10 protein-coding genes and 1 pseudogene are annotated in these 15778 nt (G+C 72.6%); 4 read left to right on the forward strand and 7 right to left on the reverse strand.

Annotation, left to right across the window (positions count from 1 at the left end; translation table 11 throughout):
* Nucleotides 1-123 precede the first annotated feature (123 nt).
* Nucleotides 124-1431 (reverse strand): glucarate dehydratase family protein, encoded by a 1308-nt coding sequence (locus tag ACZ37P_RS28800; protein WP_391048490.1) that lies wholly within the window; start codon nt 1429-1431, stop codon nt 124-126.
* Between the two features lie 175 nt (nt 1432-1606).
* Between ACZ37P_RS28800 and ACZ37P_RS28805 the strand changes: the two genes are divergently transcribed.
* On the forward strand, nt 1607-2686 hold the full coding sequence (locus tag ACZ37P_RS28805; protein ID WP_355333362.1) for a phosphotransferase family protein: 1080 nt from the start codon (nt 1607-1609) through the stop codon (nt 2684-2686).
* A gap of 6 nt (nt 2687-2692) precedes the next feature.
* Complete coding sequence (locus ACZ37P_RS28810) at nt 2693-3913, forward strand: acyl-CoA dehydrogenase family protein (protein WP_391048496.1); 1221 nt, start codon at nt 2693-2695, stop codon at nt 3911-3913.
* A gap of 108 nt (nt 3914-4021) precedes the next feature.
* Here the strand turns inward: ACZ37P_RS28810 and ACZ37P_RS28815 are convergent, their stop codons facing one another.
* The 4 genes and pseudogenes from ACZ37P_RS28815 to ACZ37P_RS28830 all read right to left on the reverse strand — a co-directional run.
* Nucleotides 4022-5005 (reverse strand): NADPH:quinone oxidoreductase family protein, encoded by a 984-nt coding sequence (locus tag ACZ37P_RS28815; RefSeq protein WP_467349299.1) that lies wholly within the window; start codon nt 5003-5005, stop codon nt 4022-4024.
* Nucleotides 5006-5023: 18 nt separating this feature from the next.
* Nucleotides 5024-5647, reverse strand: a complete 624-nt coding sequence (locus ACZ37P_RS28820) for a TetR/AcrR family transcriptional regulator (RefSeq protein ID WP_355333369.1) — start codon at nt 5645-5647, stop codon at nt 5024-5026.
* 112 nt (nt 5648-5759) lie between these two features.
* Nucleotides 5760-7424, reverse strand: a complete 1665-nt coding sequence (locus ACZ37P_RS28825) for an AMP-binding protein (RefSeq protein WP_401313553.1) — start codon at nt 7422-7424, stop codon at nt 5760-5762.
* A gap of 140 nt (nt 7425-7564) precedes the next feature.
* Nucleotides 7565-8326 (reverse strand): annotated as a pseudogene (locus ACZ37P_RS28830) (SDR family oxidoreductase); the annotation flags it as partial.
* A 264-nt stretch (nt 8327-8590) separates the two neighbouring features.
* Here ACZ37P_RS28830 and ACZ37P_RS28835 point away from each other — a divergent pair.
* Nucleotides 8591-10120 (forward strand): alpha/beta hydrolase family protein, encoded by a 1530-nt coding sequence (locus ACZ37P_RS28835; protein ID WP_467349301.1) that lies wholly within the window; start codon nt 8591-8593, stop codon nt 10118-10120.
* Here ACZ37P_RS28835 and ACZ37P_RS28840 read toward each other — a convergent pair.
* A complete protein-coding gene (locus tag ACZ37P_RS28840; RefSeq protein ID WP_401856325.1) occupies nt 10109-12883 on the reverse strand; it encodes a penicillin acylase family protein in 2775 nt (924 codons plus the stop codon). The genes ACZ37P_RS28835 and ACZ37P_RS28840 overlap by 12 nt on opposite strands.
* A gap of 264 nt (nt 12884-13147) precedes the next feature.
* Nucleotides 13148-13891 carry an SAM-dependent methyltransferase gene (locus ACZ37P_RS28845; RefSeq protein ID WP_355333380.1) on the reverse strand — a complete coding sequence of 248 codons (744 nt, stop codon included), beginning with the start codon at nt 13889-13891 and terminating at the stop codon, nt 13148-13150.
* A gap of 355 nt (nt 13892-14246) precedes the next feature.
* On the opposite strand from ACZ37P_RS28845, the gene ACZ37P_RS28850 reads away from it, so the two are divergent.
* Entirely contained in the window at nt 14247-15686 is a 1440-nt protein-coding gene (locus tag ACZ37P_RS28850) for an amidase (RefSeq protein ID WP_467349304.1), read from the forward strand.
* The last annotated feature ends 92 nt before the right edge of the window (nt 15687-15778 follow it).

The raw sequence follows: 15778 nt of genomic DNA on the forward strand, positions 1-15778 counted from the left end.
GGCCGTTCCCCTTTTTTTCGCTGTTGCCTTCCTCCCTCTTCCTTCCCCTGTTCCTATAACCCCCGCCCGTCGCGGTGCTCGTCGTCCCACTCCCCCCCCCCCCCCCCCCCCCACACGTGTGTGTCACCAGCGCGGCACGGGCGGCGTCCGCCAGTCCGGGTCCGCCTTGCGCATCGCGGCGGCGTCGTCGCGGTCGCGCATGGCGCCGTCGTCGTCGAGCCAGCGCTGGTGCAGCGCCTTGAGCGCGTCCTGGTCGAGTTCGACGCCGAGGCCGGGGAGGTCGCTGACGGCGAGGCGGCCGTCCTCGAAGACATGGCGGCGGGTGATGACGTCCTCGGTCTGCCACGGGTAGTGCGAGTCGCAGGCGTAGTCGAGGTTGGGCACGGTGGCCGCGACATGGGTCATGGCGGCGAGGCTGATGCCGAGGTGGGTGTTGGAGTGCATGGACAGGCCCACGCCGAACGTCCGGCAGATCGCGGCGAGTTGCTGCGTGTTGCGCAGGCCGCCCCAGTAGTGGTGGTCGGAGAGCACCACCTGGACGGCGCCGCGCGTGAAGGCGTCCTGGATCTCGGCGAAGGTCGTCACGCACATGTTGGTCGCCAGCGGCACGGAGGTGCCGCTCGCGACCCGGGCCATGCGGTCGGTGGTGCTGGCCGGGTCCTCCAGGTACTCCAGCACCTCGCCCAGCTCGCGGGCCACGTACAGCGAGGTCTCCACCGACCAGGCGCCGTTGGGGTCGAGGCGCAGCGGCCGGCCGGGGAAGGCGGCGGCCAGGGCGCGTACGGCGGCGATCTCCTCGTCGGGCGGGAAGACACCGCCCTTGAGCTTGAAGGAGCCGAAGCCGTACGTGTCGGCGAAGCGGCGGGCCTGGGCGACGACGCCTTCCGGGTCGAGGGCGGGACCCCAGTCGTCGGCCTCGCCCTGCCCCTCGGGGTGGGCGGCGAGCCGGTAGAAGAGGTAGGCGCTGTAGTCGACGGCGTCGCGGACCTTGCCGCCGAGCAGCGCGTGCACCGGCAGGCCGAGGTGCTTGCCGAGGGCGTCGAGGCAGGCCACCTCGAAGCCGGAGATGACCGACAGCCGCAGCTTGTCGGCGGTCTGCACACCGCGCAGCCCGCCGACGTCGACGGAGTCGGAGACGTCGGCGGGGTCGCCGCAGACCTCTTCCGCGAGGGTGAACAGCCCGTTCAGATCGCTGACCGTGTGGCCGGGCAGCGCGCTGGCCAGGGGCGCGGCGAGGTCGAGATAGCGGGTGTCGCCGTAGGTCTCGCCCACCCCGGCCGTACCGTCGGCGGTGACGACCTCGATGATGAGGCGGGGCGTGTAGGGCTGGTGGACACCCTGGGTGTTGAGCAGCGGCGGATCGGCGATGAGGATGGGGGTCAGCCGCACCTCGGTGATCACGAGTCCGGCGGAGCGATCTGCTGTCTGCATATGTGAATTACGTTCACCCATAAGTCCAGAGCGTAGGTGCGGCGACCACGGCCGTCAATGCGGCCTCCCGAGCGCGGATGTGACGGACGGGACGCGACGGGGAGAGCGAAGAGCTGGACGACATACCGACTGGTCGGTACGATTTCTGAAGCCACGACGGTGACGAGGAGACGGCATGAGCGATACCGACAACCCCCCGGGTCTCGATCTGGGCCGGCTGCGCGCCCATCTCGACCGGGAGCGGCCGGGGCTGGTCGGCGGCGGCCTGCGCGGCAAGCTCATCGAGGGCGGCCGGTCCAACCTCACGTACTGGGTCACCGACGGCGGCACCGAATGGGTCGTCCGCAGGCCGCCGCTCGGGCACGTCCTGGCCACCGCGCACGACATGACGCGCGAGCACCGGGTGATCAGCGCGCTCGCCGCCACCCCGGTGCCGGTGCCCGGCACGGTGCTGCTGTGCGAGGACGGCGAGGTGATCGGCGCGCCGTTCTACGTCATGGAATTCGTCGAGGGCACCCCCTTCCGCACCGAGAGCCAGCTCAGGGAGCTGGGCGCCGAGCGGACCCGCGAGGTCGTGTTCGCGCTGGTCGACACGCTGGTCGACCTGCACGCGGTGGACCCGGCGGCGGTCGGCCTCGGCGACTTCGGCCGCCCCGAGGGCTATCTGGAACGGCAGTTGCGCCGCTGGGGCAAGCAGCTCGACGCCTCCCGCAGCCGTGAACTGCCCGGCATCGACGCGCTGCACGCCGCGCTCGGCGCGGCCCTGCCCGACTCCCCCGGCGGCGCCGTCATCCACGGCGACTACAAGCTGGACAACGTCCTGGTGGACACCGCCGACCGGCTCACCGCCGTCCTGGACTGGGAGATGTCCACCCTCGGCGACCCGCTCACCGACCTCGGGCTGCTGCTGGTCTACAGCGAGCCGCAGATCGCCTCCGACTTCCCCATCCAGGCGGCGGGCGGCGCGCCCGGCCACCCCTCGGAGGCGGAACTCCTCCAGCGGTACGCCGAGCGGTCCGGCCGCGACGTGTCGACCGTCGACTGGTACACGGCCTTCGCCTGCTACAAGCTCGCCGTCATCTCCGAGGGCATCCACTACCGCTACACCCTCGGGCAGACGATCGGCGCCGGATTCGACCGGATCGGCGGCATCGTCCCCCACTTCGTCGAACGCGGCCTCGACCGGCTCCGGCGGCACGCCGAGCGGCAGGGCCGGCCGCGCCCCTCGCAGGACTCCCCCCGGAAGGAAGGCTGAGCAGCCATGGAATTCGCCTTCGACACCCGTACCGAGGAGCTGCGGTCGCGGCTGACCGCGTTCCTCGACGAGCACGTCTACCCCGCCGAGCCGGTCTTCGCCGAGCAGCGCGCCGAGGCCACGGGGGACGACCGGTGGACCGCGCCTCCCGTGGTGGAGGACCTCAAGGCCGAGGCCAGGCGGCAGGGCCTGTGGAATCTCTTCCTGCCCGGCGAGCACGGCGCGGGACTGACCAATCTCCAGTACGCGCCGCTCGCCGAACTCACCGGCCGCAGCCCCCACTTGGCCCCGCCCGCCCTCAACTGCGCCGCTCCCGACACCGGCAACATGGAAGTCCTCAGCGAATTCGGCACCCCCGCCCAGCGCAAGGAGTGGCTGGAGCCGCTGCTCGCCGGGGAGATCAGGTCCGCCTTCGCGATGACCGAGCCGGACGTCGCCTCCTCCGACGCCACCAACATCGAGACGCGGATCGTACGGGACGGCGACTCGTACGTGATCAACGGCCGCAAGTGGTACATCTCCGGGGCGATGAACCCCAAGTGCGCGGTCTTCATCGTCATGGGCAAGACCGACCCGGACGCCGAACGGCACCGCCAGCAGAGCCAGATCCTCGTGCCGCGCGACACCCCCGGCATCGAAGTACGGCGCGGCATGCGGGTGTTCGGCTTCGACGACGGCGACCACGGCGGTCACGCCGAGATCGTCTTCCACGACGTGCGCGTGCCCGCCGGGAATCTGATCGGCGAGGAGGGCGGCGGCTTCGCCATCGCCCAGGCCCGGCTCGGCCCCGGCCGCATCCACCACTGCATGCGGCTGATCGGCATGGCCGAGCGCGCGCTTGAACTCATGTGCCGCCGCGCCGCCTCCCGTGTCGCCTTCGGCAAGCCGCTCGCCGCCCAGGGCGTGGTCCAGGAGTGGATCGCCGAAGCCCGCGTCGAGATCGAGCAGTTGCGGCTCCTCGTCCTCAAGACGGCCTGGCTCATGGACACCGTCGGCAACCAGGGCGCCCACACCGAGATCCAGTCCATCAAGATCGCCACCCCCGTCGCCGTCCAGCGCATCGTCGACCGCGCCATCCAGGTCCACGGCGCCGGCGGCGTCAGCCAGGACTTCCCCCTGTCCCAACTCTTCGCCGCCGCCCGTAGCCTGCGGCTCGCGGACGGACCCGACGAGGTCCACAAGCGCTCGCTCGCCCGCCGCGAGCTGAAGAAGTACCTGACCCCGTAAGGGGACCGCGCCCGCGCGGGGCGATACGCCGGTGTCTTGAGCGGCCCACCGCGGAGGGGTACCTCCGCGGTGGGCGGCGCGCCGGTCTTTTCAGGGGCGCTGAGGGCGTTACGGCTGGACGACCAGCCGGCCGATCGTCGTGCCGTCCGCGACGCGTTGAACGGCCTCGGCGGCGCCGCCGAAAGCCACCTGCTCGCTCACGAGGGGACGGACGGCCCCGGAAGCCGCCAGCTCGCAGAGCGCCTCGTGGGCCTGGCGGACCGCCACCGGATCGTGGGTGTTGTAGAGCCCCCAGTGGAGACCGAGGATGGCGTAGTTCTTGACGAGGGCGTGGCTGAGCGCGGGCGCGGGGACGGTGCCGCCGGCGAAGCCGACGACGACGATGCGCCCTTCGAAGGCGACGCACTTGGTGGACTTGGTGTAGGAGTCGCCGCCGACGGGGTCGAAGACCACGTTGGCACCGCGCCCGGCGGTGGCTTCCTTGACGACCGCGACGAAGTCCTCCGCGTGCCGGTCCACGACGATGTCGGCGCCGAGCTCACGGGCGGCCTCGGCCTTGTCGGGGCCGCCGACGACACCGATGACGGTGGCGCCCGCGGCCTTGCCGAGCTGGACGGCGGCGCTGCCGACACCGCCCGCGGCGGCGTGCACGAGCAGGGTCTCGCCGGGCCTGAGGGCGGCGCGGCGGTGCAGGGCGAACCAGCCGGTCTGGTAGCCGATGTGGAGGGCGGCGGCCTCGGCGTCGTCCAGGGCCTCGGGCGCGGGCAGCACCCCGGCGGCGGGGACGACGGCGTATTCGGCGAAGGCGCCGCGCGGCAGGGCGGCGGGCGTGATGACGCGGGCGCCGGTGTCCAGGTCCGTGACCCCTTCACCGACGGCGACGACCTCGCCGCAGAATTCCACGCCGGGCGTGAACGGCAGCGGCGGCCGGATCTGGTAGGTGCCCCGGCAGAGCATCGCGTCGGGGAAGTTGACCCCGGCGGCGCGTACCCGCAGCAGCACCTCGCCGGGACCCGGCTCGGGGGTGGGGACCTCGTCGAGGCGCATCGCCTCGCGCGGCTCGCCGTTCTCGTGCACGCGCCATGCCTTCACGTCAAAGCTCCCAGCGGGTCAGTGCCGCCGCACCGAGTGCAGCAGCAGGTCGGAGAATTCGGTGGCGACCTGCTCGGCGGAGAGCGGGCCCTCCGCGTGGTACCAGGTGCCGAGGTGGTGCACGGAGCCGAAGAAGAAGTCGACCACGAGGTCGGGCCGCAGGTCGGCGCGGAAGTGGCCGCCGCGCTGGCCCTCCTCGATCAGGGAGCGGAACTTCTCGTGGTAGCGGCGGCGCTCGGCACGTACCGCCTTCTGCTTCTCCGGGGCGAGCTGGTGGATGGAGCGGAAGAAGATCTTGGTGTCGTCCAGGTTCTGGATGCTGGTGACGACGACGTCGGCGGCGGCCTCGGCGAGCCGGTCGGGCACGGCGGTGTCGCGGGCGGCGATGGCGTCGAGACGTTCGGTCTGGAGCCGCAGCACCCGGCCGTAGATCTCGTGCAGCAGATCGTCCTTGGAGCCGAAGTAGTGGTAAAGCGCGCCCTTGGTGACTCCGGCGGCCTCCACGATCTCCTGGACGGAGGTGCGGTCGTAGCCGCGCTCGGCGAAGAGCCGGGTGGCCTCGGCGAGCAGCCGCTCGGGTACCGCGGCGGTGCCGCCCTCGCCGGAGCCGCCGCTGCCGCCGCCCGTCGCATTGCGTGCCATGGCCTGACCTCTTTCCGTACCCACGTGCCCACGTATCCCCGTACCGACCTGCCGGTGAACCGATGTGGCGCCGTACCGACAAAGCGACGCGCGTTCCGGCCGGTAGGGAACCCTATCCGGCCCGGACCTTGAGTTCGCGCCGGAGGATCTTCCCGGTGGCCGTCTTGGGGAGGTCGCCGAGCACCTCGACCTCGCGCGGGTATTTGAAGGCGGCGAGCCGGTCCTTGCAGTAGGCGACGATCTCCTCGGGTCCCGCGGTGGCGCCGGGCCGCAGACTGACGTACGCCTTGACGCTCTCGCCGCGGTAGGCGTCGGGGACGCCGACGACGGCCGCCTCGCGGACCGCGGGGTGGGTGTAGAGGACGTCCTCGACCTCGCGCGGCCAGACCTTGAAGCCGGACGCGTTGATCATGTCCTTCTTGCGGTCGACGACGTAGAGCCAGCCGTCCTCGTCCATGAAGCCGATGTCGCCGGTCAGCAGCTCGCCGCCGGGCAGGGCCGCCGCGGACTCCTCCGGCCGGTTCCAGTAGCCCGGTACGACCATCGGTCCGGTGACGGCGATCTCGCCGGATTCGCCGAAGGGCACCTCGGCGCCCGTGTCGTCCAGGATCCGGACCATCGTGCCGGGTCCCGGAACGCCGACGGCGAGGGTGCCGGACGCGGGGTCGACGGGGGCCTCGGTGCCGGGCGGGACACTGGCGCAGGGGGCCGTGCACTCGGTGAGGCCATATCCGTTGGCGAGGTAGAGGCCGCCGGAGCGGGCGCGGAAGCCCTCCACCACGGCGGGCGGCAGCGGCGCGCCGCCCGAGGAGATCAGCCGGAAGGACGCGAAGTCCGCGGCGTCGGCGTCGGGCCTGGCCAGCAGCGCCATGAAGGCGGTGGACGGGCCGACGGTGTACGTCGGGCGGTGCTCGCGGAAGGCGTCGAGCACCACGCCCGGCTCGAAGCGGTACGCGAGGACGACGGTGTGGCCGCCCGCCAGCCCCGCCGACAACTGGCAGACCATGCCGGTGATGTGGAAGAGCGGCGCGAGCGCGAAGATGACGGCGTCGTCGGCGAAGCCCTGGACGCGTACTTGCCGGTGGGCGTTGAAGGAGATGTTGCCGTGTGTGTTGAGCGCCCCCTTGGGCTTGCCGCTGGTGCCCGAGGTGTAGCTGATCAGCGCGATGTCGCGGGCGGCGGGCAGGGGGACGTCGGGGCGCGGTCCGGCCGCGGCGCGGGCGGCGGTGAGGACGTCGTCCGCGCCCTCACCGGCCTGCGCGGGCGGCCGTTCCCCGGTCAGTACGCGGCTGTCGTCGCGCGTCTGGAGGTCGAATTCGCTGGCGGTCAGCGCGATGCGGACCGGCGAGTCGACGACGGTGGCGCGGACGTATCCCTGCCAGGCGCGCTCCGAGCAGAGGATCGCGGCGGCCCCGGCGTCGGTCAGGATGTGCGCCAACTCGCCCTGCTTGTACATGGGGTTGACCGGGATGACGGTGCCGCCCGCCTTCCACGCGGCGAGCAGGCCGACGACGAACTGCGGCACATTTTGCAGCATGACCGCGAGGCGGTCGCCGGGGGCGAAGCCGCGCGCGGCCAGATGCCGGGCCAACCCGTCGGAGAGGGCGTCGAGTTCGCGGTAGCTCAGCGCGCCGTCGAAGTAGGCGAGCGCGCGGTGGTCGGGTATCCGCGCGGCGACGTCGAGGAAGGTGTGCAGGACGGACGGCGGGTGCTCGACGTCCTCGCGCTGCTCGTCGGTGAAGTGCTTGAGCCAGGGCTGGTCGGCGTAGGTGGTCATGCCGGTTCCCCTTCCCGCGCGGGGGCGTTGGCGGATTCCGTGGTCTGCCCGGCTCGCCCTGTGTCCTCGGCTCTCCCGGTGTCGTCGGCTCTCCCGGCGTCCCCGGCCTTCCCCGCGCCCTCGGCCTGTCCGGCTTCCTTCGCCCGCAACTCCTCGTAGGTGCGCTGGAGTTTGTTCATGCCGCGGAGCCAGCGGTCGGGTTCCGCGGCGCGGGCCGCGTAATAACCGGCGACCTCGGGGTGCGGCAGGATCAGGAAGCGGTCGGCCGCGATGCCGTCGAGCACCGCCTGGGCGACGTCCTCGGGCTCGATGGCGTTCGGCGCGAGCACGAGGTCGCCCGCGACCCCGGTGGAGCGGAGCATCGCGGTGCGCACGCCCTGCGGGCACACCGCGTGCACGTGGACCCCGCGGTGCCGGTAGGTGAGCGAGAGCCATTCGGCGAAGGCGAGCGCGCCGTGCTTGGTGACCGAGTACGGAGCCGCGCCGATCATCGTCAGCAGTCCGGCGGCCGAGACGGTGGACACGAAGCGCCCCTGTCCGCGCTCCAGCCATTCGGGGAGCAGCGCGCGGGCGGCGCGGACGTGGCTCATGACGTTGACGTCCCAGGCCAGCTCCCAGGCGGCGTCGTCCGCCTCGGGGCCGCCGCCGGTGCCGACCCCGGCGTTGGCGCAGAAGATGTCGACGCCGCCGCCGAGCGCGGTGCGGGCGGCGGGCACGATGCCGGAGGCGTCGCCGGGGACGACGGCCGCGCCGATCTCGTCGGCGACCGCGCGGGCGGCGTCGGCGTCCAGGTCGTTCACCACGACCCGGGCGCCCTCGGCGGCGAATCTGCGGGCGAGGGCGGCTCCGATGCCGCCGCCCGCCCCGGTGACGACCACCCGGGCGCCGCGCACTGCTTCCACGACCACGATCGTGTCTCCTTCGAGTCGACTCGGCTCCTTCGCATACTAAGCGGTCGGTCACACAATCCGGTAGTGCCGGGCCGGGGGGCGGGGGCGGACCCCGGACGCCGGGGCCTGGGGTCCGGCCGCGCGCCGTGTACGTAGCCGGTGCCGCCGTGTACGTAGCCGGTGCGTATTCAGCCGTCCGGGGGATGGACGACACCGGCCCCTGTCGGGATGATGCGGGCGAACCACACCATCACGGCGTATTTCCAGGGGGGCACCATGGCCGTGACCGGCACCTCAGTGACCAGCACCTCAGTGACCAGCGTCCGGCCGTACTGGGACCTGACCTTCGACGCGGACGGCGACCCCGACCCCCGGCAGCGGAACGCGCTGCTGGAGGCGGTCGGGGACCGGACCGATGTGGTGGTCTTCTCGCACGGCTGGAACAACGACATCGCCACCGCGACCGCGCTCTACGACGGCTTCTTCGGCCACTTCCCCGGCCTACTGGCCGCCGCGCCGGACCTCCGCTTCGGCTACGTCGGCGTGCACTGGCCGTCGATGCGCTTCAGCGACGAGCCCATCCCCGATTTCCCGCGCACCTCCCCGACGCTCGCCGCGCCCGTGGCGGACGGCGCCGCCGCGTCGGGCGCCGCGCTCGACCCCCTGACCAGGGCCGCGCTCGGCGAGGTCTTCCCCGGCAGCGGACAGACGCTCGACCGGATCGCGGAACTGCTGGCCGAGCGGCCGGAAGCGCCCGAGCGGCTGGACGAATTCGCCGCGCTGGTCCGTACGCTCACCGGACCGCCGCCGAGTCCGGGCGCCGCCGTACGGATTCCCGCCGCACGGGGTCCCGCCGCACAAGGCGTCGCCGACCAGAGCCTCCTCGCCGAGGACATGGGCACCGCGCCGGGCGCCGAGCCGCTCCTCTTCACCCAGGACCCCGTCACCACCTGCCTCTCACTGGCCGACGCCCTGGCGACAGCGGGCGCCGAGGTCGCCCCGGCCCAACCCGTCTCCGGCGAGGCGCTGTTCGGCGGGCTCGGCCGGCGCGTGTGGGACGGCGCCAAGGAGTTGCTTCGGCAGGCCACGTACTACGCGATGAAGCGGCGCGCGGGGACCGTCGGGCAGCGCGGGCTCGGGCCGCTGCTCGGGGTGCTGGCGCGCCGGGCGCCCTCGGTCCGGGTTCACCTGATCGGGCACAGCTTCGGCGCGCGGCTGGTGTCCTTCGCGCTGGACGGCATGCCGTCCACCGTCCGGGTCTCGTCGGTGACCCTGCTCCAAGGGGCCCTCTCGCACTACGCGTTCAGCGGCCCGCAGCCCTTCGACGCGCGGGGCGGGGCGCTGCACGGCAGGCAACAGCGGGTCACCGGGCCCCTGGTGGCCTGCCATTCGCGGCACGACCGGGCGCTCGGCGTGTTCTACCCGCTGGCCTCGCGGCTCGCGGGTGAGGACGAGTCGCTGCTCGGCGACATCGCCCACGCGGGAGCGGATTTGCTCGGCTTCGGCGAACGCTGGGGAGCGCTGGGCCACGACGGCTTCCAAGCTCTGGACGGCGCACCGGAGTTGACCCTGGAGCGAGCCCTGGCCGGTGAGCTGCCGAGGACCGGCTGCGTCAGCGTGGACGCGTCCTCGGTGGTGTGCTCGGGCGGGCCGCCGTCCGGCGCGCACAGCGACATCTGCCACGAGGAGCTGGCCCGCCTGGTGCTGCGCGCCGCGGGCCGGGTCCCCGGCGGAGGACCCGGCCCGCGACTGTCACCGCGCACCGCTCAAGGGCTCACCCCTGAGCGGAACGCGTCACCGGTGTGACGGGAATTCCACCACCTGCTGGAAGGTGGGCCGGTTCTGCCACGCGATCCGGTCGTCCGTGACTCCGCCCAGCGGACGCTGGACGATCGAGTCGGCGCACCACTGGTCACCGGCGGAGCAGCCGCTGTCGTCGGCCGGGTAGACGGTGGCCGCCGGGACGGCCGCCGCCTGCTTCAGCGTGGACAGCAACATGTCGCGGCAGGCGGCCAGTTGGCCGCCGCCGCAGTACGTCTGGTCGAGCGCGCCCTGCACCGGCTTGCCGAGCACCTTGCGCAGATCCTTGTCGGCGTACGACCACCAGCCGTACTGGAAGGCGCTGCCCGCGTGCGAGCCGGTCGGCCCGTGTCCCGCGGACGGCGACTCGTCGATCGCGAGGTTCGCGGCCAGCGCGTTGTAGAGGTCGCTGCCGAGGCCGGGCTGGAACTCGCCCGCGATCAGCAGCGGCCACCACGCGTCCATCACCCGTACCGCGTCCGCGTTGGCGTACGTGTGCGAGCCGGGCGAGGTCTCGTGCCGCTTGGTGCCCGCCGTGCTCCACGCCTCCAACTGCTGTACGGCGGTGGCCTCCTGGGGATCGGTGACCGGTGCGCTGTGGATCACCTGGAGCAGGTCGGGCAGGACGTCCTCACCGCGCAGGTCGGTGAGCGCCGCGTCCGCCATGGCCTTGGTGAGCGCGGCGCGGGTGACGCCGCCCGCCTGGGTGAGCGCCTTCACCCGGTCCTCCAGCAGGTCGGCGCGGTGCACGGAGCCGTTGCCGAAGCCCGCCGAGGTGTACCCCTTGGCCTGCTTGTTGTTCCACGACACGTAGTAGTCCTGGTCGACGGACTGCGGATGCTGCGCGGGCGGGGTGTAGGAGGCGGTGTTGGTCACCGGGTCCCAGCCGCGCCAGTCGTAGGCGGCCTGCGCCCACACCGGGAACGACGGGTCCACGCCGTCCGCCCTGACCGGGTTGGTGCCGCTGTTGTAGTACGCGGTGTGCTGGGAGTCCGCGTAGAACCAGTTGAAGGTGTAGTTGATGTCCTGCGTCGCCCGCTGGAACGAGGCGGCGTCGTGCACGAATCCGGGGTCGTTCAGCTCCTGGAAGCCCAGGATCGAGTCGGCCTCGTGCCGGTACGAACTGCGCAGCGCCGTATAGGCGACGGCCTTGCCGCCGACGGTCGCCCGGTACTGCACCGGGCCGTACGCCGTGCGCCAGACCTGCATGCGGTACGAGCCCGCCGCCGTGGAGTCGGCGACGGTCGGCGACCAGGAGTTGGTGCGTTCCAGCTTCTCCATCGGCACGCACGCGCCGTGCAGCACATAGTGCGTGGAGTCCTGGCACAGCTCCACGGCGTAGGTGTCGGTGACGTCCTGGCTCGCGGAGGTCGCGCTCCAGGCGTAGTCCTGGCCCCGGCCGAGTTCCACGTACATGCCCAGGCCCGCGAAGGACGCGCCGCGCGCGCTGATGCCGGGGCCCTGCAACTCCTGGAGCATCAGCAACTGTGGCGCGAAATAGCCGGTTTGCGGACCGAAGACGGCGACCGGGTGGCCGCTGGCGGTGTGCGCGCCACTGACCACGAGAGCGTTGGACATTCCCTTCTTCGTGGCGTCGCCGGAGAAGAGGTTGCTCGGCAGCACTCCGGGGCTCTTGGTGGTGGCCTGCTTGGCGCCGCCGGTCGCGTCGTAGACCAGCGGTTCCGGTACGACCGAACCGGCGTCGGGCAGCGCCTGGCCCTTGGCCTGCGCGGGCTTGCCGGCGTACGGGAAGCTGCTGCCGTCGTGCACGGTGGGCGTGGCCTCGGGGTCGTCCCGCTCGCGGAAGGACTCCCAGACCTTGGTGCCCTCGGCGACCCCGTACTTCTGCTGCGCCGCCAGCAGCGACAGCGCGGACTCCACCTCTCCGCCGCCGCCCGTGCCGAACAGCGCGCCGATCACCGAGGCGAGCGCGATCATGTCGGTGAGCTGGAACGGGTCGATCGTGCCCGCGTTGGTGATCGCGTCCATGTGCCCGGTGAGGACGTACTCGCCGGGGAAGTAACGGCCGTTCTTGGACTGCGTGATGTAGGCGTTGATGCCGTCGACGTACGCCTGCGCGTCGGCGAGCGCCTGCTGGCCGCGGGCGCCGCCGCTGTTCGCCAGCCGGGTGACCTGGTCCTGGAGGTCGGCCTCGGTGTACGGGGCCTGCCGCCAGAACTCCTGCTCCAGGCCGCGGTTGGCCGCCGCGCCGCCCGCGAACGACGACAGTTCGCCGCGTCCGACGTGCCGGAAGAGGTCCATCAGCCACAGCCGGTCCTGCGCCGCCGCGTATCCGGCGCCGTACTCCGTGCCCTGCCTGGTCGTGCCCTTGATGTGGGGGACGCCCGTCGCCTTGTCACGGGTGATCGTCACGTCCGAGCGCGGGCTGATCACCGAGGCGACCTGGCCCGAAGGGACGCCGAAGGACGAGCTGTTGAAGAAGTTGCTGATGGTCGCGTCGGTCAGCCCTGGGTATCCGTCGGCGAGCGACGAATACGGTCCGAGCTGGTCAGAGGTGTGCGCGGGGCGTGTCCCGAGCACCTTGTTCGCCAGAATGTCCGCGAGCGTGGCGTTGCCGTTCTCGCCCGGCGGCAGAATGTCAGAGCACTGTCCCGCGCAGTAGTCGCCCGAGTTGTCCGCGGCCTGCGCCGCCAGCGGCAACGGGGCCACCAAGGTGGCCCCGAGCGCCAGCAGCGCCGCGGCTGTCGCCGTTCTCCACTTGCCGATCCTGCCCAGCTTGCCGATCCGTCGTGGGGTCCGCAGCGGCATGTCTGCTCCTTCCGGATACCAGTCCCCGGACGTTACCGCCGGTACCTCCTTCCCGGAAGATGAACATGCGTCAGCTTTTCACTTCCCCCACATCCCGCCGCCCCCGACTCCCGCAGCCGCGGGGGGGGGTGGGGGCGCGTTGGGGTGAGTGGGGGCGCGTTGGGGTCGGCGGGCACGCGTCGCGGTCAGTGGGGGCGCGTTGGGGTCGGCGGGCACGCGTCGCGGTCAGCGGGGGCACACCGGGATCAGCGGCGCGCGTCGCGGTCAGCGGGGGCGCAGGACGAAGACGCCCCAGCCGAAGTAGCGCTTGCCGTAGGTGAGATGGCCGCGCCGCTGGTGGTCGAGGAATTCGCGCATGGCCGGTACGTCGGGGTGGTCGGCGGGGGTGCGGCGGAGCCATTCGGAGATCGCGAACCACTGGGGCGCGTAGTAGCGGTCCCAGTTGTCGCCGTCGGCCAGCACCATTTCGACCAGGTCGACGCCCGCCGCCTCGAAGCGGTCCAGGGTGCCGCTGAGCGACACGAAGTCGTCCGGCTCGGTGCCGAGGGCCTCGTACGCCTCCTCCGGAGGTGTCTCGTGCCAGTACGGCTCGCCGATCAGCATGAGTCCGCCGGGGCGCAGGGCGGGCCGCAGCAGCTCGATCGTGCCCGCGAGGCCGTCCCCGATCCAGGTGGCGCCGAGGCACGAGGCGATGTCGAAGGCGGCGGGCTCCGGCTGGTATTTCCCGGCGTCGCCGCGCTCGAAGGTCACGCTCTCCGAAACGCCGAATTCCGCGGCCCGCTCGCGCGCCGCCGTCAGGAAGACCTCGCTGAGGTCGACGCCGACACCGCCCGTGCCGTACCGCTTCGCCCAGCCGGCCAGCATCTCGCCCTTCCCGCAGGCGAGGTCGAGGTGCCGCTGCCCCTCCTTCAACCGGCAGATCTCACCGAGCAGCCGCAGCTTCTCCTGGCTGAGGGGGTTGAGGATGCGGTTGTCCGCCTCGGCGATCTCGTGGTGGCGCAGGCTCATGTGGCTCCTTGGCGGTGCTGGTCGTTCACAGGCGGGCTCGGGCGTTCGCGATGGTCCCCGATCGGGATGGCGGGTGCCACTCGTTTTGGCCCGTCGGCTCGGCTCCATAGTGGCCGACGGCGGGGCGACGGCCGTCACCGGTCGGCGGGCGTCACCGGTCGGCAGGCGCCACCGGCCCGCGGGCGTCACCGGCCGACGGGCGTCACCGCCACGGGGCCGTGGTCACCAGGCGTGACGGGTCCCGGGCGGTGACCGGGTCCGCCGAGGGGCTGGTCGGTACCCGCCGGTAATGCGAGGATCGCGGCGCACGACGCGTGGCGCACGGCGGTACGAGCGGCGGAAGGCGGGAGCGGGCATGGCCCAGTTGCACGATCTGACGGCGGTGGAGCAGGCGGCTGCGGTACGTGAGGGGGCGGTGTCGCCGGTCGAGTTGACCGAGCACTATCTGGAGCGGATCGACCGGCTCGACGCGACGCTCGGCGCGTTCATCACCGTGACGCCGGAGGTCGCCCGCAAGCAGGCGGCGGAGGCCGAGGCGTGGGCGCTGGCCGCGCGGCGCGAGGGCGCGGCCGACGAACTGCCCGTGCTGCACGGCGTCCCGGTGCCGGTCAAGGACCTGAATCTGGTGGCGGGTGTGCGCTGCACCTTCGGTTCCGCGGCCTTCGCGGAGCACGTACCCGACGCCGAGGACCATGTGGCGGCCCGGCTGCGCAAGGCGGGCACGATCCTGCTCGGCAAGACCAACACCCCCGAGTTCGGGCTGCCCTGCTACACCGAGAACCGGCTGGCGCCGCCCGCCCGCACGCCCTGGGACCTGGACCGGTCGGCGGGCGGTTCGAGCGGTGGCGCCGCGGCGGCGGTGGCCGGCGGCCTCGCGCCGGTCGCGCAGGGCAGCGACGGCGGCGGCTCGATCCGTATCCCGTCCTCGGTTTGCGGGCTGTTCGGCATAAAACCGAGCCGCGGCCGGGTGAGCGGCGGTCCCGTCCTGCACGACGTGAGCGGGCTCAGTACGTCGGGCCCGATCGCCCGTACCGTCGCCGACGCGGCGGCGCTGCTCGACATCCTCGCGGGCCCCGAGCCCGGCACCCCGTACGGAGTGCCCTCGCTGCCGCCCGGCGAGACCTTCCTCTCCCACGCCCGCCGCGAGCCGGGGCCGCTGCGCGTGGTGGCGCTCGCCGATCCGCCGGTGCCCGGCGTCGCGCTGCACCCCGACTGCCGGGCCGCGCTCGACGGCGCGGCGGGGCTGCTGCGCGAACTGGGCCACGACGTGGACGAGATGGCGCTGCCGGTGGACGACTCGGTGCGGCAGGCGTTCAACGCGGTCTGGTCGGTGATGGCCGCGGCCCGGCCGGTCGCGCCGGGCGACGAGCACTTGCTGATGCCGCTGACCCGGCATCTGCGGGCGGCGGGCGGCAAGGTGTCGGGGCTGGACTTCGCGGGCGCCCTCTACGTCTTCCGCATGCTCGGCCAGCTCATCGCGGACGCGCTCCTGACGTCGTACGACGTGATCCTGACGCCGACGCTCGCGCAGCCGCCCGCCCTGGTCAGGGGCATGCGCGACGACGCGGACCCGACGGCCGAATTCGACGCGATGGCCGCCTTCACGCCCTTCACCCCGCTGTACAACGCGACGGGCCAGCCCGCGGTCAGCGTCCCGCTGCACTGGACGGACGCGGGGCTGCCGATCGGCGTGATGCTGGGCGGGCGGTACGGCGACGAGGCGACGCTGGTGTCGCTGTCGGCGCAGTTGGAACGGGCCAGGCCCTGGGCGGGGCGGCGGCCGGAGCTCTGGTAGCGGCGCAGGAGCCGGAGGTCTGGTAGCGGCGCGGGAGCCGGGGGTACGGGATCGGCGGCCGGGCGGCGCGAGGGGCGGCCGACCGCGCGGCG

The sequence above is a fragment of the Streptomyces sp. NPDC024632 genome, assembly GCF_055559175.1.

Coding starts and splice junctions, on each gene's coding strand:
- ACZ37P_RS28800 (WP_391048490.1), bottom strand. CDS start 1,431: ATGCAGACAGCAGATCGCTCCGCCGGACTCGTGATCACCGAGGTGCGG.
- ACZ37P_RS28805 (WP_355333362.1), top strand. CDS start 1,607: ATGAGCGATACCGACAACCCCCCGGGTCTCGATCTGGGCCGGCTGCGC.
- ACZ37P_RS28810 (WP_391048496.1), top strand. CDS start 2,693: ATGGAATTCGCCTTCGACACCCGTACCGAGGAGCTGCGGTCGCGGCTG.
- ACZ37P_RS28820 (WP_355333369.1), bottom strand. CDS start 5,647: ATGGCACGCAATGCGACGGGCGGCGGCAGCGGCGGCTCCGGCGAGGGC.
- ACZ37P_RS28825 (WP_401313553.1), bottom strand. CDS start 7,424: ATGACCACCTACGCCGACCAGCCCTGGCTCAAGCACTTCACCGACGAG.
- ACZ37P_RS28835 (WP_467349301.1), top strand. CDS start 8,591: ATGGCCGTGACCGGCACCTCAGTGACCAGCACCTCAGTGACCAGCGTC.
- ACZ37P_RS28840 (WP_401856325.1), bottom strand. CDS start 12,883: ATGCCGCTGCGGACCCCACGACGGATCGGCAAGCTGGGCAGGATCGGC.
- ACZ37P_RS28845 (WP_355333380.1), bottom strand. CDS start 13,891: ATGAGCCTGCGCCACCACGAGATCGCCGAGGCGGACAACCGCATCCTC.
- ACZ37P_RS28850 (WP_467349304.1), top strand. CDS start 14,247: ATGGCCCAGTTGCACGATCTGACGGCGGTGGAGCAGGCGGCTGCGGTA.